This is a genomic window from Phaeobacter sp. JH20_26 (assembly GCF_048056275.1).
GTDB lineage: Bacteria > Pseudomonadota > Alphaproteobacteria > Rhodobacterales > Rhodobacteraceae > Phaeobacter > Phaeobacter bryozoorum.
The window spans coordinates 1,113,612-1,138,966 of sequence record NZ_JAYMWL010000013.1 but is presented as its reverse complement, the minus strand read 5'-3'; the positions used below and the strand labels follow the sequence as shown (position 1 = coordinate 1,138,966).

Here is a 25,355-nt window from a genome sequence, read left to right as displayed (position 1 = left end):
ATCAGCTGCCCTCTGTCATAAGGTCTGGAGCGGCGCGTAAGCGGGCGGCGCTCAGGGAGGTGTTTAGCGGGTGATCGGCGGCAGTGCCATTGCGGATCAGGTCAAATTGGTCGTCACCGGTGGCGGTCAGCACCAGATCGGCGGGGCGGGGGTGGGCGCAGCCTTTGGCGCAGCCGGAGACATGCAGATGCAGGCCCGCAGGCACCGCAGGGGCCAGATCGCGGGCCAGAGCGCGCGTCGCCGCGCGCGCCTGCGGGCAGCCGGGTGCCCCGGTGCAGGCGCTCACCCGCAGGCGGGGATCGGTTGCATCCAGGATCAGGTCGGGCAGGGGGGGCAGGGTGCTGGCGCCTTCGACAAGCAGCATCCGCCAGGGGGTGAGCCGCAGCGCGCCGTGATCGGCCAGCGCCGCCAACGTGCGGGCAGGCATCTGGCCAAATTCCAAAGCCACCAACAGCCCCTGCGCCGATGCGCCCGGGAGAGGCCGGAAGGAAGACGTTGCGGCACCGACCGTTGCCGCATGCGCAGCAGGGGGGCCGCGGCGAGCAATCAGCCGGTGCATTCTGCCACGCCCCCCGGACGCGCCGCCTTGGTCGAGAAACCAGCGCGCCAGCGCGAGGGCGTCGCCTGCGGCACTGTCAGCCGTGACCGGCAGGCCCCTGTCTGCACCATCGGCGCGCAGGATCAGCCCGTCAGGGCCACGTTCGATGCGGATATCTGCGGCTGTCTCGGCCAGCACGGGCAGGTCACCACAGTCCACGGCAAAGCCGAACTTGCCGGGAAGCGCCAGATCGCGGGCCTCCGTCAGCGCGGTGGCCAGCGTCTGCGCAATCTGGTGGCTGTCGTCGCCTGCGCGCCAGAACGGCGTCAGGGTGATATTGCGACGCGCTTCGGCCTCTGCATCCTCATCGACCAGACCCAGATCGCCAAGACCTGCGATCAGTGGCAGATGGGCGTCCTCGCGAATGCCGCGCAGTTGCAGATTGGCGCGGGCGGAAATATCGACAATGCCGGATCCACAGCGCTGCGCCAGATCGGCCAGACCGCGCGCCTGATCCGGTGTGAGCCGCCCCAAAGGTGCGCGCACCCGCACCACCAGCCCGTCGCCCGACATCATCGGACGCAGCGCACCGGGGCACCAGCCATAGACTTTGGGCGCTGGGGAGGCGGCTTGCTCAGTCACACCGCGCCCTCCAGCTCGGCCATGATCGAGTTGCGCCGCGTGCTCCACAGGCCGGCATCAAACAGCGCGCGAAAGCGGTCGCGCATGGCAGCCAGCGCGTCGGGGTTCTCGCGCTCCATGAAGTCGACCAGATCCTTGCGGCCCAAAGTGGCCTCGAAATAGAGATCAAAGAGATGCGGCTGCACCACCTGCGCCAGATGGGCAAAGGCCGCCATATGATCCAGCGTCGCCGCGATTTCCGCCGCGCCGCGAAAGCCGTGGTTCATCATCGAGGTGGCCCAATCCGGATTGGCGGCGCGGGCGCGCGTCACGCGGGCGATCTCCTCGCCCAAGCTGCGCGCCTGCGGTTTGTCAGGCCGGGTGGCATCCATGTGGTAGAGCGCCGGTGCCTTTTGGCCGATGCGCGCCATGGCGGCGGCAAATCCGGCCTCATGCGCGGCATAATCCGAGGCCACCAGCAGGTCGGTTTCCGGCAGATCCTGCAGGTGGACAAAGCTGTCGGCGGTTTGCAGGCGGACCTCCAGGGCCTCGCGGGCATCGGTGATGGTGCCCTTGGCATCAATCGCGTGCGACGACGCGTTGAGCCAGGCCTCGCCCGCTGCCGCGCGGGCCGCGTCGCTGTAGTCATCCAGATGCGGGTTCATCGACAGGCCGTATTGTCCCGGTTTCGGGCCAAAGACGCGGGGCGTCTGCGCCAGATAGGGATTGTCGCTCGCACTTTCCTCGCGGCCTGCCAGCGCGGCGGCGGCGGCCTCGAACATCTGCGCCAGACCGGGGAAGACGTCACGGAACAGACCGGAGACCCGCAGGGTGACATCAATGCGTGGCCGGTTCAGCATCGAGAGCGGCAGCACCTCGAAACCGGAGACGCGCTCGGAGCCTTCGTCCCACTTGGGCGCCAGCCCCGCCAGATGCAGCGCCATGGCAAATTCCTCGCCCGCGGTGCGCATGGTGGCCGAGCCCCAGAGATCAATCACCAGCCCGCGTGGCCAGTCGCCATGGTCCTGAAGATGGCGGCGCAGCAGCTCTTCTGCCAGCTTGACCCCTTGCGCCTGCGCCGCGCGCGACGGCACCGCGCGGGGATCCGTGGTAAAGAGGTTGCGCCCGGTCGGGATCACATCCGTACGGCCGCGAAACGGCGAGCCGGAGGGGCCGGGGGCCACCATCTGGCCATTCAGCGCGGCCACCAGCCCGGCGCGTTCCTCAGCGCCGCATTGACCGGCGCCAAAGATATGCAGCCCTTCCCCATATTGGCTTTCCTTGATGTCGCAGACAAAGGCGTCGATCCGGGTGATCGCCTCGGCGGGCGAGGTGTCTGGCGTGAGGCCCAGATCAGCCTCCACGCCTGTGCCCTGCGCCTCGGCCCGGATGCTGTCGATCAGCCGGTCGCGGCGGGCCGGATCCAGTCCGTCAGCAGTGGAATATTCATCAAGCAGGCTTTCCAGCCGCGCCATGCCTGCGGGCAGATTGGTCTGCGCCAGCGGCGGCGGCAGATGGCCCAGGGTGACGGCGCCAATGCGGCGCTTGGCCTGTGCGGCCTCGCCCGGATCATTGACGATAAAGGGATAGGCAACAGGCAGCGGCCCGGTCAGCACCTCGGGCCAGCAGTGCTCCGACAGGGCGACGGCCTTGCCCGGCAGCCACTCCAGCGTGCCATGGGCGCCGATGTGGACAATGGCGTCGGACTGGCTGCGCAGCCACATGTAGAACGCCACATAGGCATGGCGCGGGGTGCGGTCGAGATCGTGGTAATCATCGACGCGGGTCTTGACCTCGCCGCGTTCGGGTTGCAGCGCGATCAGCGCCTTGCCTGCCCGCAACGCCTTGAAGTGAAAGGCACCATCGCGGCAATCCGGGTCTTCCTCAGCGGCACCCCAGGCCTCCGACAGCCTGTCCTGCAACACCTTCGGCAGGGTCGCCAGCGCAGCCCGGTAGCCCTTTAGCGAGATGGTCTGCGTCTCCGCCATCAGCCGCAGGCCGGTGCTTTCCAGCGGTTCCACGACATAGCCCTGATCCCAGAGCTCGCGCAGGATTTCATCGCAGGAGGCCAGCGCATCCAATCCCACCGCATGGGCCAGATTGTGATCGCGGCCCGGATAGGTGGACAGCACCAGCGCCAGACGTTTGTCATGATTGGGCAGCTGCGCCAGCCGCAGCCAGCCCTCGATCCGGTCAACGGCTGCGGTGATGCGGCCGGGATCGGCGCGATGGGCAAAGCGGGAATATTGCAGATCCGGGTCTTTCTTGCCCGGCGCCTTGAAGCTGACCAGCCCGGCGAAAATGCGGCCATCCACCTCGGGTAGCACCACATGCATGGCGAGGTCGGCCGGGGACAGCCCGCGATCGGCCTCGGCCCAGTCCTTGCGCCGCGCGGTGGACAAGGCGACCTGGAACACCGGACAGCCGGTGGTGGAGAGCGGCGACGCGCTGCCATCGGTGCCCTGCGCCGAGAAGGCGGTGGCGTTCACGATGGCTGCCGGGGCCAGTCCGGGCAGTTTGTCACGCAGCCAGTCCGCGCTGGCCGGTGCCTTGAGGCTGGCAGCAAAGGCGCCATAGGCCGCATAACCCCGTCCGCGCAGCTCATTGATCAGCGCATCCACCGGGGCGGTATCGGCCGCCGTCAGATAGGAGCGGTAGAAACTCACCAATATGAGGGGTTTGTCCTGCGCTGGCAGATCCGCCAGCACGCCTTTTTCCGGGTCATAGAACCCGTGTTCGGGCGTGCTCTTGAGGCCAAGGACCGGACCGGCATAAAGCCCCGCCGCCAGCGACAGCTGGGCAAGTGCCGCCTGTGCCGCCACCGCACCGCCGGCATCACATAGATGCTGGAGCCGGCGCAGAGTTGAAACCGGCAGGGTCGAGAGGGCGTCCAGACGGGCATCTTCGCGCCCGTCAGCCGGCAGGATCGCCAGCGCGATGCCCTTGCGCCGGGCCAGATCCTGTAGCGTGGCAAGCCCGTAGGACCAGTAGCTTTCGCCGCCGATCAGACGTACCAGAACGCCCTTGGCGCCCTCCAGTGTCTGTTCGGCATAGACATCGACCGAGAGCGGGTGTTTCAGCGCCACCAGATTGGCAAGGCGCAGGCTGGGCAGCTTGCCCTCGGCCCGGTGCCAGCCCGCCGCAAAGGCCCCGAGATCGCTGTCGGAGAACGACAGCACCACAAGGTCCGCAGGCGTCTGCCCCAGATCCTGTGGTGTATCACTCTCGTCGAGGCCGTGGCTTTCGCGGAAGACGACATGCATGGGTCAGGCCTTTGTATTCTGGCAGGCGGCGGGCGCTCTGTGGGCTGCGTCCGAGCCTGGGAGGGTGCGAATGCGCCCGACCGGCATCGGCTCAGGCCCCCAGCTCGGCGCGGATGGCGGCGGCGTCGATGTTGTCATGCTCGGCAATCACCACCAGCTGGGTACGCCGGGGCATGTCACCCCAGGGCTGGTCATATTGCGCGCGCAGGCGTTCGCCCACGGCCTGAACAAGCATCCGCATCGGTTTTCCTTCCACCGCCACATAACCTTTGACGCGCAGGATATTGCGCTCGCGGGCGAGTTTCACGATGGCATCTTGCAATGCCTGCGGATCGGAAACTTCGCCGAGGTCGACCACGATTGTATCAAAATCGTCATGGCTGTGATCATGGTGGTGATGATCGTGATCGTGGTCGTGATCATCGTCATGGTGGTGATGATGCTCATGGTGCGACGGACGCGCATCCAGATCATCTTCGGCCGCGGCCTCAAGCCCCAGAATGACGCGCGGGTCGATCACGCCTTCGGACATCGACAGGATCGGCAGTTTGCGCGGCGCTTCGGCCTCGATCATCGCGCGGGCCTTGTCCAGGCCCTCTTCACCGGCCAGATCGGCCTTCGACAGCAGGATGATGTCCGCGCAGGAGATCTGATCCTTGAACAGCTCCGACAGCGGGGTTTCATGGTCGATGCCCTCATCGGCTTCCCGCTGGGCCTGCACCGCATCCAGATCGGTGGCGAACTGGCCCTTGGCGACCGCTTCGGCGTCGGCCAGCGCAACCACGCCATCCACGGTGATGCGCGACCGGATCGCGGGCCAGTCAAAGGCCTTCAACAGCGGTTTCGGCAGCGCCAGACCGGAGGTTTCGATCACGATGTGATCGGGTTTTTCCGGCAGGTTCATCAGCTGTTCGATGGTGGGGATGAAATCATCGGCCACGGTGCAGCAGATACACCCGTTGGCGAGCTCCATGATGTTCTCTGCCGGGCAGTTCTCATCGGCGCAGGATTTCAGGATTTCACCGTCCACACCGGCGGTGCCAAATTCATTGACCACCACGGCCAGACGCTTGCCCTGCGGGTTCTGCATCAGATGGCGGATCAGGGTGGTTTTGCCCGCACCAAGGAAGCCGGTGATGACGGTGACGGGGATTTTGTTCAGATCGCTCATGGGGTCAGTCCTTGGATAAGGAGGGAGGAGTGGGAGAGGTCGCCGCAGGTGCGGGCGCAGGCGGGATACGGGCGATGGATTGCTTGCGGAACACCACGGGGCGTTCGCGCCAGGGCACCAGACCATCCGTGGTGGCGGCATAGGCGGCAGCGCCGCTCAGGATGTCGGGCACATGTTCGTCGGGATCAAGATCACCGTAGATGTAGCTCCAGCGGGCGTCGCCGCCGCTCAGCACGATGGAACAGCCACGGGTGCAGGCCGAGAGGCATTCGACACCGCGCACCGCAACGCCTTCGGGCAGATCGGCCTCTTGCAGGGCGGCCAGCATACGGGCACCGGGGCGGGGGGCCTCCGGGTCGGTCACCTCGCCGCGACGGCAGGTGGTGCAGATCGTCAATGTTACCTCGGCCATGAGCGCCCTTCACTTGGTTCAGCGAGGGGGCTGCGGGCCAGCGGGGGCGCGAGGGTCGCGCGCGGATCCCAGCCGGTCGCGGAACACCCCGTCCGCCCGTTGCATTTCGTGCGTTGGCAGGTCTCCCGGCTTGCGGATGCCAGGACCTTTTTCGGGTCCTGACGGTCATCCTGCCTTCCCGAGTGGTACTCAGTGGCGTCGGAGACCTCTCCGGTCACGGTCGCGGGGGCGGCTGTGCTTTGACGGACCCTGATGGCCCAACTGTCACATTCCCTCTTCGCCTGCCAAATGGCAGGAACCAACAAAACCCCCTTGCGCCATTGCCCCTGTCTTTGTCAAGAGATGGGCGAACCAGTAGGAGAGCCACAATGAGCGATACGCCCGAGACCGACATTTCCGAAGCAGAAGCGGCACGCCATGCGGCGAAAATGGCCAAGAAGAAGGCCGCCCGCGACCGCATGATGCAGAACAAGGATGGCGAAAAGGGGCTGATCATCGTCCACACCGGTCCGGGCAAGGGCAAGTCCAGCTCCGGATTTGGCATGATCATGCGCTGCATTGCCCATGGGATGCCCTCGGCAGTGGTGCAGTTCATCAAAGGCGCCTGGCAGACCGGTGAACGCACCCTGATAGAGGAGAACTTCAGCGAGCTGTGCCAGTTCTACGCGATGGGCGAAGGCTTTACCTGGGAAACCCAGGACAAGGCGCGCGATATTGCCGCCGCGCAGAAGGGCTGGGAGAAGGCCAAGGAGATGATCCGCGACGAGCGCAACGCCATGGTGCTCCTCGATGAAATCAATATCGCGCTGCGCTATGACTACATCGACATTGCCGATGTGGTGGAATTCCTTGAGACCGAGAAACCGCCGATGACCCATGTCGTCCTGACCGGTCGCAACGCCAAGGAAGAGCTGATCGAGATCGCTGATCTGGTCACCGAAATGGGTCAGATCAAACATCCTTTCCGCGACGGCATCAAAGCCCAGAAGGGTGTGGAGTTCTGATTTCCTGACGTGATCGTGACATGAGGCGGAAAGCTCCTGCACTATTTTGCGGGGGCTTTTTTTGTTGGCGGTTGTTGTTCGGATGCGGGGTCAGTGGCAGGCGGTGAAAGCGGACCCGCAGGGCGGGCTCCGGGCCGGGAGAGTCCGAATTCTTGAAATTTATCTCGATTTTCCACGGTGAATTTACGGCTGTGTAACGCACAAGGTTTAGGCAGGTCACCTACACAAGTAGCGATGGGAAATCACTTTGACGTTCATGGACAGCCGGATCGAAGCGCGCCCGCTCAGGGGAGAGGCTCCCTTTGCGCTCAATGAAGTATTCTACTCCAGAACGGATGGCCGTGGGGTTATTCAAATCGGAAACGAGATTTTCCGGCGGGTGTCAGACTACCCGTGGGGCGATCTGATCGGAGCGCCACATAAGATCATCCGCCACGAGGATATGCCGCGCGGGGTGTTCCAGCTGTTCTGGGAGACCATCCAGGCCGGCGATTTCTTTGGCGGCTACATAAAGAACAAGTCCCGCGATGGGCTGCACTACTGGGTTTATGCAGTTGTTGTCCCCTGCGAAGAGGGGTTTCTTTCGGCGCGGATCAAACCGACCAGCAAACTGTTTGATAAGATTGCACAAGGCTATGCGGATCTGCTGAAAGCCGAGCAGGACGGCGGGCTCAGCCCTGAGGAAAGCCGTGACAGGCTGCTGGACTGGTGTCGTGAACTGGGTTTTGAGAACTACCAGCAGTTTGCCGCCAACGCGCTGGCAGATGAGCTGGCGGCCCGCGATCAGGGGATGGAAAATGCGCCTGATCTGGCGATTGAACGCCTGCGGACCATGCTCGCAAACTCGGATGTTCTTGCAGAAGAAACCCGTGGTCTGATCGACGATTTTGCGGCGATGCGCACCATTCCCCACAACCTGCGGGTCCTTGCGTCGCGGATTGAACCGTCGGGCGGCCCGGTGACCGTGCTGTCACAGAACTACGGGTCCATCTCGCAGGAGATGTCGAACTGGTTCGCCACCCATGTTATGGGCAAGGACAGCAATTTTTCAAAGATCAAGGGGCAGGTCAGCCAGAGCCTGTTCGTGGCAGGCGTCGTACGTATTTTCAGTGAATGCAGCAAGCAGCTTCAAAGCGAAAATCATGCAGTGCTGGGTGAGGAGGGCCGGGCGCATGAGCAATCGCTGCTGCGGGCGCTAGCCATGGTACAGGAAGAACATGCTCGCACACAGCTGTCGGATGTGAACCGCGAGGCGGAGCGGATCACCAAGATCTGCGAAAACATGCAGCGCCAGCTGCTGGGGCTGAGCTCGACGCGGGTGCTGTGCAAAATCGAAAGCGCGCGGCTTCCCGAGGATGGTCATTCTCTGTCTGACATCATCGACCAGCTGGGACGATTCCAGCAGCGTATCTCGCAGCGGCTTCAGCACATCAGCAAGCTGTGCTCCAACGATCCGTCGCCCGCAGATCAGACCGCATGAGGCGCGAGAGATCCTTGGGTCGTGCCGGGACATAGCACCGGCAGGCCGCGCCGGACGAAGGCCGCTGCGGATTGTTGACCGAAGGAATATGGCAACGCTTGCTCACCCCGGGCATTGCCGCTCTTGCTGCCAACAATGTCAGCCCCTCTGACCAAATGTTTCGCGTGCGAAACAATCGGACAGGGGGGCTGATACTTTTTGTAGGCGTTGCGCAGGCTGCGGGCGCATAGGGCTGGGATGTGTTGCCGCGGGGTTAAGCCGCGCAGGCTGAAACGAGCTGAGGCGCGCCTGCTCTGCAACTGGACCTCAGGCGGTCAGATTGGCGGCCCTTGCACGGATATAGCCGTCAACTGCGGCGCGCTCTTCCTCGGTCAGGCGCAGGGCGAGTTTGGTGCGGCGCAGGAGGTAATCCTCGCCGGTGCGGACCCATTCGCGGGCGATGGTCCAGTCGAGTTCACGCGCGGTGATGGTGGCGCCAAAAGCCTGGCCAAGATCCTCGGCTGAGGTTGCCTCGCCCAATACGTCCCAGGCCTCGGTGCCATAGGCGCGGATCAGGCGGCGGGTCGCGTAGGGGCTGAGGAAGGGATAGTCCTGCGCCAGTTTCGCGGTGAGTTTTGCCACATCGCCGACCGGGAAATCGCCGCCGGGCAGGGCGACACCTGCGGTCCAGTCGCGGGGGAGGTCGGGAAACTGGGTGCCGATTTTCTCCAGCGCGGCCTCGGCCAGTTTGCGGTAGGTGGTGATCTTGCCGCCAAAGACATTCAGCAGCGGCGCGGCAGTGTTGTCCAGCGTCAGCACGTATTCGCGCGTGGCAGCGGTGGCCGAGCTGGCACCATCGTCATAAAGCGGACGCACGCCGGAATAGGTCCAGACGATATCGTCAAGGCTGAGCGGATTGGCGAAATACTGCGAGGCGAAATTGATCAGGTAATCCTGTTCCTCGGGCGTGCAGGTCGGGGCGGTTTCGGGATCCGGGTGGTCGGCATCGGTGGTGCCGATCAGCGTGTAGTCCTCTTCGTAGGGGATCGCGAAGATGATGCGGCCATCGGTGCCCTGAAAGAAATAGCAGCGCCCGTGATCGTAGAGTTTCGGGACCACGATATGGCTGCCGCGCACCAGCCGTACGCTTTCGCGGCTGTTCTGGCCCAGTTTCTGGCGCAGCACATCGGCAACCCATGGGCCGCCGGCATTGACCAGCATCTTTGCGCGCCGTTCGAAGGTCTCGCCGGTGGCGATATCCTGAAGCTGGATCACCCAGTGGTCATCGCGACGCTGGGCGCCGGTGACCTTGGTGCGGGTCATGATCTCGGCGCCTCGGGCCTCGGCGTCGCGGGCATTCAGCACCACGAGACGGGCGTCTTCAATCCAGCAGTCGGAATATTCAAAGGCGGTCTTGAACTTCGGGTCCAGCGGGCGGCCTGCGGGGTCGCTGGCGAGATCCAGTTTGGAGGTGCCGGGCAGGATGCCGCGTTTGCCGAGGCTGTCGTACATGAACAGGCCAAGGCGGATCAGCCAGGCGGGGCGGCGGCCCTTCATCCACGGCAGAAAGGTGGTCAGCAGTTTCGACGTCGGCGTGGTGTTGTCAAAGCGCATGTCCTTGTGGAAGGGCAGGACAAAACGCATCGGCCAGGAGATATGCGGCATTGCCTTCAGCAGCACCTCGCGTTCGATCAGCGCCTCGCGGACCAGACGGAATTCGAAGTATTCAAGGTAGCGCAGGCCGCCGTGGAACAGTTTGGTGGAGGCCGAGGAGGTGGCGGAAGCGAGGTCGTTCATTTCGGCCAGCGCCACCGACAGGCCGCGCCCTGCGGCGTCGCGGGCGATGCCGCAGCCGTTGATGCCGCCGCCGATGATGAAAAGATCGGTGATCTGGTCTTGCGCGTGAGTATCAGGCATTTTCGCTACTTTCGTTTTCGCCAACCCAGAGGATTTGCGTGTCCGCAGCCTCGGCTGCGCGGGAGAATTCAGGGGGGACGGGGCGGTCGGTGATCACCACGTCAAGATCGGCAACATCGCAGATGCGGACCGGGGCGGTGCGCTCGAACTTGCTGCCGTCGCAGACCAGCACCCGTTTGCGGGCGTTCTTCAGGATGGCGCGGGCAACCGAGACTTCGCGTGCATCATGGTCGAGAATGGCACCGTCGGCGTCCATGGCCGAAGCGCCGATAACGGCGATATCGACCTTGTAGCGGGCGATAAATTCCAGCGCGTCCTCGCCCACGATGGCGCCATCGCTTTGCCGGATGGCACCGCCGACAAGTATCAGTTCTTTGCTCTCGTCCTCCATCATCATATTGATAATGTTGATATTGTTGGAGAGCACCGTGAGGCCGCGATGGCCGGAGAGCGCGCGCGCGACCTGTTCGGTGGAGGTGCCGATATTGAGGGTGATGGCGCAGTTGTCAGGGATCAGATCAGCGGCAAGGGCCGCCATGGCGCGTTTGCCGCGGGCGTTCAGCTTGCGCCGTTCGGCGTAGTCGCGGCTGGCGCCACTGCTGCTGCGCACCGCGCCGCCGTGCACGCGGGAGAGTGCGCCACGGGCGGCCAGATCGCGGAGGTCGGTGCGGATGGTTTGTAATGAGACGCCAAAGCGCTGGGCGAGGTCCTCGACCTCGACCCGGTCCTGCCGGGTCAGCAGGTCCAGAATTGCCGTTTGTCTTTCGGTTGCGTCCATAGCCCGTCCTCTCGCAGGCTTATCTAGGCCTCCGATTGCGAAAAGTCACGAGTTATTTTCGTTTTGCTTTCGTTTTGCTTTCCGCTGGGGCGCGTCAGGGGATTGGAACCAGATGATTGTCCCAGGCGAGATCGGCCCGGCCCAGATGGGTCAGCGTGCCGTCGCGGATCGTGCTGACCTCACCGGTGCCGGTGGTCACGATAAAGCCCGCGCCCGCGCCAGTAAGCCCGCAGACGTCGGCCAGCCGGACCTCATGCAGCAGCGCGCCGCTGGCGCAGTCGGCGATCTGCACCACGCCGCCGCGTGGCGAGGTGACGGCGATCTGTGTTCCATCGCGGGAAAAGGCGAGGGAGCCGCCATAGCCATCAAGATTGCGCAGGCGGGGGTCATCCTCGGCCATCAGGCGGGGGGCGGAGCCGGGATTGTGCAGGCCGATGATTGGCAGATCGGCGCCCGCATCGCCCTGCCACTGCATCGCAAAGCCGACGGTGCCGGAGGCGCTGATGGCAAGGTGGCGGATCGAGTTCAGGCGCATGTCGGGGTTCAGGATCAGCTGATCGTCCAGGGTGCCATCAAGGCTGAGGTAGCTGAGGTTGGGCTGCATGGTGGCGAGGTTCAGCTTTGCGCGGCCGCTGTCGGGGTGGGTCTGGATGCCGCCGTTGGCCACCACCAGATTGTGCTGGCCGTCAGGGCTGGTGCGCAGGCGGATATCATGCGGTCCGATCCCGCCGGAGGCATGATCGCCAATGCGGCGGTAGCCCGCGCTGGCGTCCCAGATCCCGATGCGACCATCGCCACTTTCATAGGCGTTTTCGGTGGTGAACAGATAGGCGCCGTCCGGTGAGAAGACGCCATGGCCGTAGAAATGATGCCCGGTCGGTGGCGTCAGCCGCGCCAGCGCCGCGCCGTTGCGGCAGTCGATCACATCCGCGAACTGGCCGGGGCGGCGGGCAAAGGCGACCGCCTCGGGGCGGCTGGGGTGTGCGGCTGCGGCATGGCCACGGGCGGGCAGGGCGTGGCGGAACAGGATGGCGCCGCCGCGGTCCAGACCGGCGAGGAGGAAGCGGCCATCGGGGGTTTTACCGGCGGCGAGATAGGCCGGGTGGCCAAGGTCGGCCCAACTGGCCTGCGGGGCCATGCCTGCGGCGAGTAGACCGGCGAGAAAGCCGCGACGGGAGGGGCCTGCCATGGATCAGTCCCCGTCGAGCGAGTTGAACCCGGCAGTGACGCCAAGGGCCGCGCCCAGCCGGGTGGAGATCAGGTCGCGCAGGTCGTTGATATCCTGCTGTAGGGCTTCGATGCGAAAGCGGCGGGCGGGATCGGCAACCCCGGCGAGGGACGGATCGTCCAGCGCGGAGGCGCGTTTCAGCGCCTTGGCAAAGCCTGCGTCGATATCCTGCATCAGCGCGGGGTCGCCTGCTGCGAGGGCAAGGGCAAGCGGTTCCATCGCGGCGAGGTTCAGCGCGATATGGCGCTGGCTGCGGGCGGAGCGGCGGGCCTCGGCGCGGTTGGGGCGGGGGGCGTCGAACTGACCCAGCGGACGGCCCAGTCGCATGTCGGAGAGCACCTGAAACCCGGTGGTGAGGGTTTTGAACAGCTCCTGCCGGATTTCCGCCTGGGACCGGTAGCGATAGCCCGGCCCGGCGGTCACCAGCGTTGCGGCATAGCTGTTGTGCCAGTCGTTGCGGATCGCGGCACTGGTGCGGGCGATATCGCTGGTGATGGCGGCCACCAACGCGCAGCGTTGTGCGGCGCTGCCTTCGGTCTGCATGTCCGCATCGAACAGCAGATATTCCAGCGCATAGAACCCGCGCAGGGCCACCGATTGGCTGGCAAAGATCTCGGGGGTGGTCAGCTCTTCGCGCGGGGTTTCGGTGACGGCGCGGCGCAGGGTGCCGGGGATCTTGTTGCGGCTGTCGGGCCAGAAGGCGAGGGCAAAGGCACGATTGTCGGTTTCGGTGGGACCAAAGCGCAGATGGCTGACTTTGATCCAGGCATCAAAGGCACGGCCAAAGGCATCGCGCAGGGCCGGATCATCCGGGGTGCAGTGGCGGGCGCCGACCTCGGCCAGGGTGGTGCTATGGGCGGCCAGCTCGTCAAAGCCGGGGAGGATGTGGTGGGTCAGGATCCAGTCCACCTGAAGCGCGCGGCTGAGCGACGCGGGCGGCAGCTCCGGCGCGGTGATCTGAAGCGGCGCCGCGGTCTGGGCCAGCAGCGGCGGCGCGGGGAGGGTTGCGCCAAGGGTTGCGGCCAGAGCGAGACCGGTGAGGAGCGCGCGGCAGCGGCGCGATGGCGCGGGGGTGGCGTTGGGGGATGCGGGCATCAGAGCGACTCCAGAAAGCGGATCAGATCGGCGCGGTCTTCGGGCGCAAGGCCCACCACGGTGTCTCGGGCGGATTGGGCTTCGCCGCCATGCCAGAGGATTGCCTCCAGCAGGGTGCGGGCGCGACCATCATGCAGGAAACCTGCGCGGGGATTGACCTGCTGCACCAGCCCCAGCCCCCAGAGCGGCGCGGTGCGCCATTCGCGCCCGGTGGCGCGGGCTTCGGGGCGGTTGTCGGCAAGGCCGTCGCCCATGTCATGCAGCAAGAGGTCGCTATAGGGCCAGATCAGCTGGAAGCTCTGTGCGGGTTGCGCCTCCAGCCGGTTGGTGACGAATTTCGGGGTATGACAGCTGGTGCAGCCTGCGCCGTAGAACTGCGCCTTGCCGCGCAGCACGGCGGGGTCGTCCGGGGTGCGGCGCGCTGGCACGCCGAGGTTGCGGCCGTAGAAGGTGACCAGATCCATATTGGGCTGGTCGATCTCGGTCTCGCGGATGTCATCACCGCCATGGGGCGCGCTGAGGCAGCTGGTCTGCGCGGTGGTGCAATCGCCTGCATGGGCCGGAAACAGCGGCGTGGAGATGCCGATATCGCCGGAGAAGGCGGCGGCGGATTGTTCATGCACCGTGGGCTGCCCGGCCTTGTAGCCAAAGCGGCCGAGCATGATCCGGTTGTGTTCTACAGACCAGACCAGATTGGCGCGCCCGGAGATGCCGTCGCCGTTGCTGTCATCCTCGTCGGCGCCCGCCAGAATGTCGGCGGCCGGGATCGCCTCCAGCAGGCCGAGGCCGATCATGCTGGGGGCGACGCGGGGGGAGAGCATGGCATCGGGGTGCAGCGGGCCATAGCCGAGGGTATTGGCGCTGTACTCGGGGCGTTGCAGGGTGGCGATCTCGCCGCCTGCAAGCGCGATGGTGTCTTCGGTGTAGGTGACGCCGAGGCGGTATTCCGGGGCGATGCCGGGGGCGGAGAAATCCTGCATCTGGCCGCCATAGGTCGGCTCTGGCGCGGTTCCGATATAGTCGGCGATGGTTTGCATCTGCTCTGGCACCGGGCCGGGAACAGAGACGCGCAGGAACATCGTGGTCGAGGCATAGTCCGGCCTCTCCGGCACATGGCCGCGCCCGTCCTTCAGGTGGCAGCGCTGGCAGGCGCGGGAATTGTAGAGCGGGCCCAGCCCGTCGGAGGCCAGGGTGGAGGCGGGGGAGAAGACCCAGATTTTCTTGAACAGCCCGTTGCCGAGCTTGAATTCCAGCTCTTCCTCGAAGCTGAGATTGGCGCTGTGCTGCGAAAACGCCTCGTCATCGGTGCGGGCGCGGACGGTGGCGGCCCCTGCGGGCAGCGCCTCATAGGGTTCGGTCTGGTCGAACTGATTTGCCGGGCGGGTGACGGCGCGGATGCGGGTCTGTTCCTGGGCGGTGCGGGGAAGGGTGGCGAGATGCGCGTCAGTCAGAATGTCAAAGGGGGAGGATTGGCGCGCCGTGGTATTGGCAACATCCCCGGTGAGGGTCTTTGACAGCGGGGTGGCCTGCGGATTTGCCGAGGCGGGCGCAAGCGGCGCGGCCAGTGCGATCAGGCTGAGCCCCACCAAGAGGGAGGGCAGGTGCGGACGGCAGGGCGGCGGGACAACTCGCATACGGGCAGGACAACTTTTCTTGGGCGGGCGCTGTGCCTCCTTTCCATGGATAGGGGGAACCGCAGCTGGCATCAACTCTTGCCGGGGCACTAAAGTGCCCCGGTGGGCCGGGGCGGGTCCGGGGGGCAGCGGACCGGCGGGCCGACCCCCGGATAGAGGGGCCACGCGATGCGCGGCCCCTGCCTGATCAGTGCTGCTGGCGCAGTGTTTGCGGGGTTACTGGAAAACCGCCGATGGGTTGTCGAGCGAGTCGGAGCCTTCGATGGCGACGCCGTCGAGGTCCAGCGCGGTGACCACCCGTTCGATGGAGCGGGTCTGATCGACCAGACCGTTGACGCCGCCCATGATCAGCGCCTCGCCGGCCTCATTGCCCTGTTCCAGCATCTGGTCGTAGGAGAAACCAGCCTCGGCTGCGGTTTTGATCTGACCCAGCGCACGCATGGTGGTCGCAAGCTTGCTGCGCATTTCAGCGTCCAGCGCCGGGTCGATATCCTGCACCAGATCGGAGAGCGAGGCGCCGGAGACCAGGCTGCCATCGGCGCGGATATATTCGCCGAGATAGACATTCTGCACGCCCAGACCGTCGTAGTAGTGGCTGTTGTGGGTATTGTCGGAGAAGCAGTCATGCTCTTCCTCGGGGTCGTTCAGCATCAGGCCAAGGCGCATACGTTCGCCTGCGGTCTCGCCGTAGGAGAGCGAGCCCATGCCGGTCAGCATGGCGGTGATGCCTGCGTTTTCGTCCGACAGAAGCGTGGTTCTGGCCTCGCCTTCGGTGCTCCACTGTGCGGCCATCCACTCCAGATCGGAGATCAGCAGATCGGTCGCCGCCTTCAGGTAGTCGCCCCGGCGGTCGCAGTTGCCGTTGGTGCAGTCCTCGCCTGCGGCGAAATCGGTCCAGGCGCGGGTGCCTGCGCCATGGTCGGTGCCGTTCAAGTCCTGCCCCCAGAGCAGGAATTCGATCGCGTGATAGCCGGTGGCGACATTGGCCTCGACGCCGTCGGCCTCATGCAGGGTGGTTTCCAGCAGTTCGGGGGTGATGGTGCTGGCGTCGATGGTGGTGCCGGACAGCTCAAAGCTCGGATTGGCGATGATGTTCAGCGCGGCGAGGGTGTTTTCATCGGTCGGACCGCCATAGCTGGCATCGACATAATCAATCAGGCCTTCATCCAGCGGCCAGGCGTTCACCTTGCCCTCCCAGTCGTCAACGATGGCATTGCCAAAGCGGAACACCTCGGACTGCTGATACGGCACGCGGGCGGCGAGCCAGGCCTTGCGGGCGGCTTCCAGCGCCTCGGCGGAGGGTTCCGCGATCAGGCTGTCCACGGCTGTTTGCAGGGTTTTGGCGGTTTCAAGGCTGTCCTGGTATTTGGCCTGGGCAATATTTGCGTAGGTGGTCAGCACCTCAGCCTTGTCGGCCGCAAAAGCGGGAGCCGCAACTGTGGCGAGCGCTGCAACAGCGGTGCCTGCGAGGAAATGCGATGTCATCTGGTTGGTCCTTAGGTGATCGTCGAAACGGGTAAAGTGGAACGGGTTAAGCGACGGGTGCCGGTCGGCGCCGGACCGTCAGTGAAGAGTTGCCGACAGCGGGGTGAGCGGTGCCGGATGCGCGGAGGGGCGGGCCTGCCGATCCGCGAGCTGGTCGAGTACCAGGCCGATCTTGGCGGCGAGAACGGTGGCGCGCTGCGCCTGTCGGGGCTGCACCATCAGCGCGGCAAAGAGATTGGCATCCTCATATTCGCCACGCGCGGCAGCGGCGACCAGATTGGCAAAGCAGTTTTCGTCAGCGCCAAGGCAGGTGCAGGTCATCCCGTGGCGCACCAGCGGGCGGCGGCCTTCGGTCACGCAGAAGTTGCAGAGGCGGCCAAAATTCTCATAGGTCTGACGGCCAAGAACCGGGCCAAGCAGGTCTTGCAGCTGGTGGCGCAGGGCGATGCGGGTTTCGGCCCCGCTGAACCAGTGGCGCAGATGGCGCACGACCATGGCTTCCAGGGCGGGCAAGTCGGTCAGCAGACCAACAGTGGCCCCGCCCCGTGAGACCGCAGATGCGGCTGTTGCAGTATTAGAAATCATTTTGTCAGGATCAGCTTTCCGGCGCGGGTGATCCGCAGGCTGTAGATCTGGCCGTTGAGCAGAATGCGGGCCTGGTTCCCGCCACGGGCCAGTTCCTCGGCGTGGTAGGTTGGGAAGACTTCGGTGGCCGCAGTTGTCGTGGTGGTGGCGTGGTCAAAATTCATCTGGTTCATCAGGGTCACCCGTTTCTGTTTTCCGACCGATCCAGATACCACTCCAGGCAAAACCCCTGATCGCCGCGCGGCAGCCCGTAGGCGTTCAGGCTGTGCGGTATGCTCCGACCCTCGGCGGGGCGGTGGCGCAGGGAAAAGAATTGCAGAAGAAACGACACTGGACGATCTCGGTTGAATTGCTATCAGTCGGGCTGGCTGCACAATCACAGGTTGGCTGAACTGCGCTAAACCTGACCGATTTAATCGGAATCGTCAACCTGACTTTTTTAGTCAGATTAAGGTTTTTTGCGCGCCTTGATATTTTGTCAGCGCGCAGGTGTGGGTGGTGGCGGTGCTGGGCGGAATGGCCCGCATCTGACGAAAAAGGCCGCTCCCGGTGGAGCGGCCTTGGTCTTTGTCACGGGGCGCGGCCCTGAGATCAGTCGCGGGTGCCGGAGAAGCGCTCCTGCCAGTCTTCGCGCTGTTCGTCGGTGATCTTGGCAAAGAGCACCTCCGGCACGGTGAAGGCATGACCTGCGGGCAGCGCGCTGAGGGCGGCGGCCACATCGTCGGGCCAGCTGCGATCCTCGGTCTGAAGGGCGGCCAGCAGACGCTCGGTCGCGTCGGGGATGAAGGGGGCGGACAGCACCGCATAGAGCCGGATCAGGTTCAGCCCCAGACGCACCTGAGCGGCGGCCTGATCGGGGTCGGTTTTGAAGACGGACCAGGGGGCTACGGATTGCAGGTATTCATTGCCTGCGACCCAGATCGCCCGCAGCTCCTGCGCGGATTTGCGCACATCCATGGCAGCCATATGGCCCTCATAGGCGGTGACGCGGGTGCTGATTTCGTCAATCAGCGCCTGTTCGGCCTCGCCGTAGTCATTGCCTGCGGGAACCGCCTCGCCGTATTTGGAGCGGCAGAATTTTGTGATGCGGCTGACAAAGTTGCCCAGCACGTCGGCCAGATCCTTGTTCACGGATTGCTGGAAATTCTCCCAGGTGAATTCGGAATCACTGCTTTCCGGCGCATGGCTCAGCAGCCACCAGCGCCAGTAATCGGCGGGCAGGATGTCCAGCGCCTGATCCATGAACACACCGCGCCCCTGCGAGGTGGAGAACTGGCCGCCGTCATAGTTCAGGTAGTTGAAGGATTTGAGGTGGTCGACCATCTTCCACGGCTCACCCGAGCCAAGGATGGTGGCCGGGAAGGAGAGGGTGTGGAAGGGGACGTTGTCCTTGCCCATGAACTGGACGTATTTGACGTCCTCAGCGCCCTTGTCGGTGCGCCACCAGCGTTCCCAATCGGCGTCGGTCTTGCCGTTGGCGTCGGCCCATTCCTTGGCGCAGGCGATGTATTCGATGGGGGCATCGAACCAGACGTAGAACACCTTGCCCTCCATGCCGGGCCAATCTTCATCGCCTTTCTTGACCGGGACGCCCCAGTCGAGATCGCGGGTAATGCCGCGGTCCTGAAGGCCGTCGCCGTCATGCAGCCATTTCTTGGCAATCGAGGTGGTGAGGACCGGCCAGTCCTTCTTGGAGTCGATCCAGGCATCCAGCTGGTCCTTCAGCTGCGACTGGCAGAGGTACAGGTGCTTGGTCTCGCGCACTTCCAGATCGGTGGAGCCGGAGATCGCGGAGCGCGGGTCGATCAGATCGGTCGGGTCCAGCTGCTTGGTGCATTCCTCGCATTGGTCGCCGCGCGCCTTCTCATGGCCGCAGTTGGGGCAGGTGCCTTCGATATAGCGGTCGGGCAGGAAGCGGCCGTCGGCGTGGGAATAGACCTGTTTTTCGGTCACTTCTCGGATCAGACCCTGTTCGGCCAGCTTGCCTGCGAAATGCTGGGTCAGCGCATGGTTCTGCGCGCTGGAGGAACGGCCGAAGTGGTCAAAGCTGAGACCAAACCCCTTGGCAATACCGGCCTGAACCTCGTGCATTTCGGCACAGTATTCCGCCACCGGCTTGCCTGCCTTGGCGGCGGCCAGTTCGGCGGGGGTGCCGTGTTCGTCGGTGGCGCAGAGGAACATCACCTCATGGCCGCGCGCCCGCTGGTAGCGGGCATAGAGATCTGCGGGCAGCTGACTGCCGACCAGATTGCCCAGATGCTTGATCCCGTTGATATAGGGGATCGCCGAGGTAATGAGAAAGCGCGCCATATCATCCATCCAACTAAAGCTCTGCTGGCCCGTCTAGCGCATGGCGCTGCCGCCGAAAACCCCGTGGTGCGCTTTGCCGCCATTTTCCCGTATCGGGTCGCGGCGGGCTAGCGGCGCTCGCGGGAGCGTTTCAGCAGGCGGCCAATGGTGAAGGAGGTGCGCGGCGCATAGACATAGCGTGTGCGATCCTCGGGGGCGGGGCGGGCGCGCATCCGCAGCAGGCCAAAGACGATCAGCCCAAGGTGGCCCACGGCGACAAAGGCAAACAACGCGCCGGGACCGTAGTTTTCGATCAGCGCCGAGGTGATCAGCGGGGAGGCGATGGCACCAAGGGCGTAGAAGAACATCAGCGCAGCGGAGAGTTCGACGCGCTGCTGCGAGGTGGCAAAGTCGTTAGCGTGTGCGGCCGAGACCGAGAAGATCGGCATGGTGGTAAAACCGAAGAAGGCGGCAGAGGCCATCACCGCCAATGTGCCCATGCCGCTGGCCGCCATGGTGACGCCACAGGACAGGATCGCCACCACCGACAGCCAGATCAGCACCCAGCGGCGGTCGTATTTGTCGGCCAGCCAGCCGAGCGGATATTGCGCCAGCGCGCCGCCCAGGACAAAGGTGGCGAGGAAGAAGGCGATCTGGCCGACCTCCAGACCGACCTCCTGACCGTAGATCGGCCCCACCATACGGAAGGAGGCTGAACTGAGCGCGGCGACGATCACCCCCGCGACGGCGAGTGGCGAGCAGGCCCAGGCCAGTTTCGGGCGCAGGCGCGGGGCGTCGGGGATCTCCGGCTGGCTCGCCTTGGTCATGGTGAGTGGCAGCAGCGCGGCACAGCAGAGGATGGCCAGCAGGTTGTAGGACACGTAGGAGGCGGGCGGCAGCACCGCGATCAGCAGCTGTGCCGCGAGCGAGGCGGAGAGATCCGCGATCCGGTAGGTGCCCATGGCGCGGCCACGGCTTTCATTGGTGACCTTGGCGTTCAGCCAGGCTTCGATCACCGTGTAGCAGCCCGCAACGCAGAGGCCGGAGGCCATGCGCATCACGGCCCAGGCCATTGGATCCTCGGTCAGGGTGTGGCCGATCAGCCCCATGGCGCCGAGCGCGGTACAGACGGCAAAGGCGCGGCTGTGGCCGACATTGCCCATCAGGCGCGGCACCCACCAGCAGCCGACAAAAAAGCCAAGGAAATGCGCCGAGCCGAGAAAGCCGATCTGCTCCTTGTCAAAGCCAAGCGTCAGGCCAGAGATCGCGTCCAGCGGGCCAACGCCGCCGGTCGACAGTTGCAACAGGATCACCGAAAGAAACAGCGCCGCAAAGGAAATCATCATCCGCATAATGGCCAGTCATGACCGCTGCGCCGCGGGATTGCACGGGTGTTTCCGACATTTGCCGGTCAGGAATGTCGTATTGTGCAGCGGCGCGGCAGATTTGCCGCGCAGGCCTGTCAGGCGCGGGTTATTCCGGTGCAGGTCATTCCGGCGCAGGTGGGGTGCGGGTCAGTCGTCGCGCTGGGCGATTTCGCCGCCGGCCTTGCTCCATGCGGTAAAACCGCCCTCAAGGTGCATCACCGGTCCGAGCCCCATCGCCATCGCCGCCTTGGCGGCCAGCGCGGAGCGCCAGGCGCTGGCACAGTAGAAGACATAGGTCTTGTCCTGATTGAACACCGGTTTGTGGTAGGGGCTGTCCGGGTCGATCCAGAATTCCAGCATCCCGCGCGGGCAGGAAAAGGCGCCTGGAATCATGCCACTGGCCTGCAATTCGCGGATATCGCGCAGGTCGATGAAGGCATAGGCGTCATCATGGATGGCCTCTTTTGCGGTCTCCACGGACAGGGTGTCCACGACGGCGTTGGCCTCGTCAAGGAGCGCCTTGACGCCTTTTGTGATGGTTTGCGGCATGCTGTGCTCCCTCCGGCTGTCAGAGGCACAGGCTGCCGGGTTTTGCGCGGGGTGACAAGCACCGCTTGTCCGGTATCAGCCGGTATTTACCACTTGTAAGGGATGGCATCGCCCCCGTCGGCGATCCAGGCATCAAAGCCGCCTTTCAAAAAGACCACCCGCTGCAATCCCATTTCCAGCGCGGTGCTGGCAGCCAGGGCCGACCGCCATCCGTTGTCACAATAGAAGATGAAGGCCCGATCCTCGGCAAAGACCGGTTTGTGGTAGGGGCTGGAGGGATCAATCCAGAACTCCATCAGGCCGCGCGGGCAGGACAGGGCGCCGGGGATGACGCCGGTGCGTTCAACTTCGCGGATTACCCGCAGGTCGACAAACAGGCTGTCGTCACGGCCATGCAGATCTGCCGCCTCTGCCGGGGAAATCGACACCACGATGGCTTCAGCTTCTGCGATCAGGTCTTTGTAGCTTTTGGACATAGAGAACGTCATGTTGTCACTCTCCTTTTCTAGATTTGCGACAATTTTAATCATATCATATCCATCGAGTTTCACGTCTGGATTGTGCATGAAAGGTTAACGCCCTGATGCATGACGGAGGCGATCTGGTTGCACTGGGCCGCGGGTGGGCTAGGGTCTGTTGCGAGTTGCAACACGAAGGATCTGCGCGAAATGAAAAAGAACCCGCTTGGCCGCACCGGTATGGAGGTGTCGCGTATCTGTCTTGGCACCATGACCTTTGGCACCCAGACGGATGAGTCTGACGCCCATGCGCAGATCGACCTGGCGCTGGCGGCGGGGGTGAATTTTCTGGATACCGCCGAGATGTACCCGGTGAATCCGATCAGCGCCGAGACGATCGGGGACAGCGAGGCGATCATCGGCAATTGGAATGCCCGCAGTGGGCGGCGCGGGGATTACATCCTGGCGACCAAACATTCCGGCGAGGGGTTGCAGGCGGTGCGCGATGGCGCTGCGATCACCGCAGAGACCATTCCGGCCACCATCGAAGGATCGCTGCGGCGGCTGCAGACGGATTACATCGACCTCTATCAGTTTCACTGGCCCAATCGAGGCAGCTACATGTTCCGCAAGAACTGGCAGTATGATCCGGGTGGCGATGACCGGGCCGAGGTGCTGGACAATATGGCCGGCTGCCTGGAGGCGCTGAAAGCGCAGGTGGACAAGGGCAATATCCGCGCCTTTGGTCTGTCCAACGAAAGCGCCTGGGGCACGGCGCACTGGCTGCGGCTGGCGGAGGAGATGGGCGGGCCACGGGTGGCCTCGATCCAGAATGAATACTCGCTGCTGTGCCGTCTATACGATACCGATCTGGCGGAGCTGAGCGCCTATGAGGACGTCGGGCTGCTGGCATTTTCACCGCTGGCAACGGGCCTGCTCACGGGGAAATATCAGGATGGTGCGGTGCCTGAGGCCTCCCGCAAGACGCTGAACCCGGAACTGGGCGGGCGTGATACGCCGCGGGTCTATCCGGCGGTAGCTGCCTATCTGGAGATTGCCGCGCGCCATGGTCTGGACCCGGTGCATATGGCGCTGGCCTGGTGCCATACCCGGCCGTTCATGGCGTCGGCCATTCTGGGTGCCACCACGCTGGCGCAGCTGGAGCACGCGCTGGCGGGCGATGATCTGACGCTGTCGCCGGAGGTGATGGACGAGATCGACGCGGCCCATCGCGCCCATCCGATGCCTTATTGATCTGGCGGTGCTGCTGGCAGAACGGGCACGCCCGCCGGGGCGTCCGTTCTGATCTGCAAAAGGCTCAGTCAGCAAGAACCGGTTGAGTGCCGTGGCAGCGGTCCGCTCTGGCGCAGCGAGGTCTGGCCCTGCGACAGGGGGGCTTGGCTGAACAGCGGTTTGCTTGCCGCCAGACGTGGCGTTGCGGCGGTTGCGAGGCTGGTCTGGCGCAGTTCGCGCGCGGTGATGCCATGGGCGGTGCGGAAGGCGCGGGCAAAGCTCGACTGCGAGTTGAAGCCGGTGGCCAGCGCGACCTCCATGATCGGCAGATCGGTGTCGGTCACCAATCGGCGTGCCTCGGCCAGACGCAGTTGCAGATAATGGTCCTGCGGCGTCGTATTCAGCCGCAGGCGGAACTGCTGTTGCAGGCTGCGGGTGCTGGTTCCCAGTTCCTCGGCAATCTCGCTGAGCGGTTTGGGATCGTCCAGCGCGGCCTCCATCAGGGCGTTGGCCCGTGCCGTGAGCGAGGAATGTCTGGAGCTGCCAAGGCGGCTTTGTGGCCGTTCGGTCGAGCCGGGGCCATCGTAGAGGAACAGGCCGGCCACGCGTGAGGCAAAGCCCGCACCATGACGGCTGCCGATGATATGCAGCATCATCTCGATCGCCGGGGTCGCCCCGCCGGAGGTCATCCGCCCCTCGGAGAGCGTGAAGCGATCGTTGCGGCTTTGCACGCCCGGAAAGCGGCTGGCGAAATTGTCCAGATCTTCCCAATGTGTCGTCGCGGGGTGGCCGTCCAGCAGGCCGGCCTCGGCCATCAGCCAGGGGCCGCCGTCGATGCCCGCGATGGTCGCGCCACCTGCCGCCAGACGGCGCAGACCGGCGAGCAGGCTGGGGGTCGCATGGCGCGCGAGCTGGAAGCCGGCGATCACGATCAGCAATTCGCAGCTTTGCAGCCGGGCCAGCGGGATGCCGGGCACCGAGAGGCCGCTGGTCAGCATCGCAGGCTCGCTGGTGGCGGTGACATAGTCCCAGTCAAATGCGCCGCGACCTGCCAGCCGATTGGCCGCGCGCATCGGATCGACGGCAGCTGCGAAGGACAGCGTATTGCTCTCATCAAGCACCAAAACAGCGGTTTTTAGCGGCTGATTCTCGGGCTGGAGGATGTTTTTTGCGGATTTCATCAAGTTCGATTCGCATGTTGACTAGTGGGTGCACCAAGGCTGCGGCACTGTTGAAAGCAACACAAACAGGAATCTGGGGGCAGGCTTGGGGATAACTCGGGCACAACCCTGTACATCGAGGGGAAAACCAAAATGCCTCTGAATATGGCCAAAAACGTCTTTATCACCTGCGCCGTGACCGGCTCTGGCAGCACCCAGGATCGCAGCCCGCATGTGCCCAGATCACCCCAGGCGATTGCCGATAGCGCGATTGCGGCGGCCAAGGCCGGGGCGGCGATCGTGCATTGCCACGTGCGTGATCCCGAGACCGGCGCCCCCAGCCGACGGCTGGATCTGTACCGCGAGGTGACCGAGCGGATCCGCGATGCGGATGTCGATGTGGTGCTGAACCTGACAGCGGGCATGGGCGGTGACATGGTGTTTGGCGACACCGAAAACCCGCTGCCGCTGAGCGAGGCTGGCACCGATATGATCGGCGCCACCGCCCGGATGGCGCATGTGGCGGAGTGCCTGCCGGAGATCTGCACGCTGGATTGCGGCACGATGAACTTCGCCGAGGCCGATTACGTGATGACCAACACGCCGGGCATGTTGCGCGCCATGGGCCAGATGATGACCGATCTGGGGGTGAAGCCGGAGATCGAAGCCTTCGACACCGGTCATCTGTGGTTCGCCAAGGAGCTGGTGAAGGAAGGCGTGCTGAACAGCCCGGCGCTGGTCCAGCTGTGCATGGGGGTCCCCTGGGGAGCGCCCAATGACCTCAACACCTTCATGGCGATGGTCAATAATGTGCCGGGTGACTGGGACTGGTCGGCGTTCTCGCTGGGGCGCGATCAGATGGCCTATGTGGCGGCCTCCGTGTTGGCGGGCGGCAATGTGCGGGTGGGTCTTGAGGACAACCTGTGGCTCGGCAAGGGGCAGCTGGCGGAAAACTGGCAGCTGGTCGAACGGGCGGGCACCATCATCGAGAACATGGGGGCCCGCGTGATGGGGCCGCAGGACGTGCGGGAGCAGCTGGGTCTGGTGAAACGCGCACCGGTGGCGGGTTGAGCGGCGTTTGAGCCGAGTTGTAGCGGCGGACTTGGGGG

21 protein-coding genes and 1 riboswitch are annotated in these 25,355 nt (G+C 64.5%); of the genes, 4 read left to right on the top strand and 17 right to left on the bottom strand.

Translation table 11 applies throughout. The features are described 5' to 3' along the window. Position 1: 1 nt before the first annotated feature. From cobG to VWY60_RS11250, 4 genes are all read right to left on the bottom strand, one after another. Positions 2-1,180 (bottom strand): precorrin-3B synthase, encoded by a 1,179-nt coding sequence (cobG, locus tag VWY60_RS11265; protein WP_416540501.1) that lies wholly within the window; start codon positions 1,178-1,180, stop codon positions 2-4. Continuing rightward, a complete protein-coding gene (gene cobN / locus VWY60_RS11260; protein ID WP_416540500.1) occupies positions 1,177-4,422 on the bottom strand; it encodes a cobaltochelatase subunit CobN in 3,246 nt (1,081 codons plus the stop codon). The genes cobG and cobN overlap by 4 nt, the downstream gene beginning before the upstream one ends. A gap of 91 nt (positions 4,423-4,513) precedes the next feature. Then, entirely contained in the window at positions 4,514-5,593 is a 1,080-nt protein-coding gene (gene cobW / locus VWY60_RS11255) for a cobalamin biosynthesis protein CobW (RefSeq protein ID WP_416534771.1), read from the bottom strand. A 4-nt stretch (positions 5,594-5,597) separates the two neighbouring features. After that, on the bottom strand, positions 5,598-6,005 hold the full coding sequence (locus VWY60_RS11250) for a DUF1636 family protein (RefSeq protein ID WP_416540499.1): 408 nt from the start codon (positions 6,003-6,005) through the stop codon (positions 5,598-5,600). Between the two features lie 97 nt (positions 6,006-6,102). Further along, positions 6,103-6,323: riboswitch (cobalamin riboswitch) on the bottom strand. 50 nt (positions 6,324-6,373) lie between these two features. Here VWY60_RS11250 and cobO point away from each other — a divergent pair. Both cobO and VWY60_RS11240 read left to right on the top strand, forming a co-directional pair. Continuing rightward, a complete protein-coding gene (gene cobO, locus VWY60_RS11245; RefSeq protein ID WP_340544893.1) occupies positions 6,374-7,009 on the top strand; it encodes a cob(I)yrinic acid a,c-diamide adenosyltransferase in 636 nt (211 codons plus the stop codon). 247 nt (positions 7,010-7,256) lie between these two features. Further along, the gene (locus tag VWY60_RS11240; RefSeq protein ID WP_340544895.1) at positions 7,257-8,489 is read left to right on the top strand and encodes a PAS domain-containing protein; all 1,233 of its coding nucleotides are present in this window, start codon (positions 7,257-7,259) and stop codon (positions 8,487-8,489) included. 306 nt (positions 8,490-8,795) lie between these two features. On the opposite strand, the gene glpD is transcribed toward VWY60_RS11240, so the two are convergent. The 12 genes from glpD to VWY60_RS11180 all read right to left on the bottom strand — a co-directional run bounded on the left by glpD (position 8,796) and on the right by VWY60_RS11180 (position 21,883). After that, positions 8,796-10,385, bottom strand: coding sequence for a glycerol-3-phosphate dehydrogenase (gene glpD / locus VWY60_RS11235; protein WP_416540498.1), 1,590 nt, complete (start codon positions 10,383-10,385; stop codon positions 8,796-8,798). Continuing rightward, entirely contained in the window at positions 10,378-11,163 is a 786-nt protein-coding gene (locus tag VWY60_RS11230; RefSeq protein WP_416534773.1) for a DeoR/GlpR family DNA-binding transcription regulator, read from the bottom strand. The genes glpD and VWY60_RS11230 overlap by 8 nt, the downstream gene beginning before the upstream one ends. Positions 11,164-11,257: 94 nt before the next feature. Beyond that, positions 11,258-12,352 (bottom strand): DUF1513 domain-containing protein, encoded by a 1,095-nt coding sequence (locus VWY60_RS11225; RefSeq protein WP_416540497.1) that lies wholly within the window; start codon positions 12,350-12,352, stop codon positions 11,258-11,260. Between the two features lie 3 nt (positions 12,353-12,355). Then, positions 12,356-13,486, bottom strand: coding sequence for an imelysin family protein (locus VWY60_RS11220; protein WP_416540496.1), 1,131 nt, complete (start codon positions 13,484-13,486; stop codon positions 12,356-12,358). Next, positions 13,486-15,120 carry a di-heme oxidoredictase family protein gene (locus VWY60_RS11215; RefSeq protein ID WP_416540495.1) on the bottom strand — a complete coding sequence of 545 codons (1,635 nt, stop codon included), beginning with the start codon at positions 15,118-15,120 and terminating at the stop codon, positions 13,486-13,488. The genes VWY60_RS11220 and VWY60_RS11215 overlap by 1 nt, the downstream gene beginning before the upstream one ends. 216 nt (positions 15,121-15,336) lie before the next feature. Then, positions 15,337-16,605, bottom strand: coding sequence for an imelysin family protein (locus tag VWY60_RS11210; RefSeq protein WP_416540494.1), 1,269 nt, complete (start codon positions 16,603-16,605; stop codon positions 15,337-15,339). Positions 16,606-16,683: 78 nt separating this feature from the next. Next, positions 16,684-17,190, bottom strand: coding sequence for a hypothetical protein (locus VWY60_RS11205; RefSeq protein ID WP_416540493.1), 507 nt, complete (start codon positions 17,188-17,190; stop codon positions 16,684-16,686). Next, positions 17,187-17,354, bottom strand: coding sequence for a hemin uptake protein HemP (hemP, locus tag VWY60_RS11200; protein WP_317961085.1), 168 nt, complete (start codon positions 17,352-17,354; stop codon positions 17,187-17,189). The genes VWY60_RS11205 and hemP overlap by 4 nt, the downstream gene beginning before the upstream one ends. Positions 17,355-17,781: 427 nt before the next feature. After that, entirely contained in the window at positions 17,782-19,500 is a 1,719-nt protein-coding gene (metG, locus tag VWY60_RS11195; RefSeq protein ID WP_340544907.1) for a methionine--tRNA ligase, read from the bottom strand. 107 nt (positions 19,501-19,607) lie between these two features. Next, the gene (locus VWY60_RS11190; RefSeq protein WP_340544909.1) at positions 19,608-20,831 is read right to left on the bottom strand and encodes an MFS transporter; all 1,224 of its coding nucleotides are present in this window, start codon (positions 20,829-20,831) and stop codon (positions 19,608-19,610) included. 162 nt (positions 20,832-20,993) lie between these two features. After that, entirely contained in the window at positions 20,994-21,395 is a 402-nt protein-coding gene (locus VWY60_RS11185; protein ID WP_416540492.1) for a rhodanese-like domain-containing protein, read from the bottom strand. A gap of 86 nt (positions 21,396-21,481) precedes the next feature. After that, the gene (locus VWY60_RS11180) at positions 21,482-21,883 is read right to left on the bottom strand and encodes a rhodanese-like domain-containing protein (protein ID WP_340544911.1); all 402 of its coding nucleotides are present in this window, start codon (positions 21,881-21,883) and stop codon (positions 21,482-21,484) included. Between the two features lie 180 nt (positions 21,884-22,063). Here VWY60_RS11180 and VWY60_RS11175 point away from each other — a divergent pair, with 180 nt between their 5' ends. Beyond that, positions 22,064-23,107 (top strand): aldo/keto reductase, encoded by a 1,044-nt coding sequence (locus VWY60_RS11175; protein ID WP_416540491.1) that lies wholly within the window; start codon positions 22,064-22,066, stop codon positions 23,105-23,107. A 68-nt stretch (positions 23,108-23,175) separates the two neighbouring features. Here the strand turns inward: VWY60_RS11175 and VWY60_RS11170 are convergent, their stop codons facing one another. After that, complete coding sequence (locus VWY60_RS11170; RefSeq protein WP_416540490.1) at positions 23,176-24,267, bottom strand: GlxA family transcriptional regulator; 1,092 nt, start codon at positions 24,265-24,267, stop codon at positions 23,176-23,178. 132 nt (positions 24,268-24,399) lie between these two features. Here VWY60_RS11170 and VWY60_RS11165 point away from each other — a divergent pair, with 132 nt between their 5' ends. Further along, positions 24,400-25,317, top strand: a complete 918-nt coding sequence (locus VWY60_RS11165) for a 3-keto-5-aminohexanoate cleavage protein (protein ID WP_340544914.1) — start codon at positions 24,400-24,402, stop codon at positions 25,315-25,317. Positions 25,318-25,355 lie beyond the last annotated feature (38 nt).

Coding starts and splice junctions, on each gene's coding strand:
- cobN (WP_416540500.1), bottom strand. CDS start 4,422: ATGCATGTCGTCTTCCGCGAAAGCCACGGCCTCGACGAGAGTGATACA.
- cobW (WP_416534771.1), bottom strand. CDS start 5,593: ATGAGCGATCTGAACAAAATCCCCGTCACCGTCATCACCGGCTTCCTT.
- VWY60_RS11250 (WP_416540499.1), bottom strand. CDS start 6,005: ATGGCCGAGGTAACATTGACGATCTGCACCACCTGCCGTCGCGGCGAG.
- cobO (WP_340544893.1), top strand. CDS start 6,374: ATGAGCGATACGCCCGAGACCGACATTTCCGAAGCAGAAGCGGCACGC.
- glpD (WP_416540498.1), bottom strand. CDS start 10,385: ATGCCTGATACTCACGCGCAAGACCAGATCACCGATCTTTTCATCATC.
- VWY60_RS11230 (WP_416534773.1), bottom strand. CDS start 11,163: ATGGACGCAACCGAAAGACAAACGGCAATTCTGGACCTGCTGACCCGG.
- VWY60_RS11225 (WP_416540497.1), bottom strand. CDS start 12,352: ATGGCAGGCCCCTCCCGTCGCGGCTTTCTCGCCGGTCTACTCGCCGCA.
- VWY60_RS11220 (WP_416540496.1), bottom strand. CDS start 13,486: ATGCCCGCATCCCCCAACGCCACCCCCGCGCCATCGCGCCGCTGCCGC.
- VWY60_RS11215 (WP_416540495.1), bottom strand. CDS start 15,120: ATGCGAGTTGTCCCGCCGCCCTGCCGTCCGCACCTGCCCTCCCTCTTG.
- VWY60_RS11210 (WP_416540494.1), bottom strand. CDS start 16,605: ATGACATCGCATTTCCTCGCAGGCACCGCTGTTGCAGCGCTCGCCACA.
- VWY60_RS11205 (WP_416540493.1), bottom strand. CDS start 17,190: ATGATTTCTAATACTGCAACAGCCGCATCTGCGGTCTCACGGGGCGGG.
- hemP (WP_317961085.1), bottom strand. CDS start 17,354: ATGAATTTTGACCACGCCACCACCACGACAACTGCGGCCACCGAAGTC.
- metG (WP_340544907.1), bottom strand. CDS start 19,500: ATGGCGCGCTTTCTCATTACCTCGGCGATCCCCTATATCAACGGGATC.
- VWY60_RS11190 (WP_340544909.1), bottom strand. CDS start 20,831: ATGCGGATGATGATTTCCTTTGCGGCGCTGTTTCTTTCGGTGATCCTG.
- VWY60_RS11185 (WP_416540492.1), bottom strand. CDS start 21,395: ATGCCGCAAACCATCACAAAAGGCGTCAAGGCGCTCCTTGACGAGGCC.
- VWY60_RS11180 (WP_340544911.1), bottom strand. CDS start 21,883: ATGACGTTCTCTATGTCCAAAAGCTACAAAGACCTGATCGCAGAAGCT.
- VWY60_RS11175 (WP_416540491.1), top strand. CDS start 22,064: ATGAAAAAGAACCCGCTTGGCCGCACCGGTATGGAGGTGTCGCGTATC.
- VWY60_RS11170 (WP_416540490.1), bottom strand. CDS start 24,267: ATGAAATCCGCAAAAAACATCCTCCAGCCCGAGAATCAGCCGCTAAAA.
- VWY60_RS11165 (WP_340544914.1), top strand. CDS start 24,400: ATGCCTCTGAATATGGCCAAAAACGTCTTTATCACCTGCGCCGTGACC.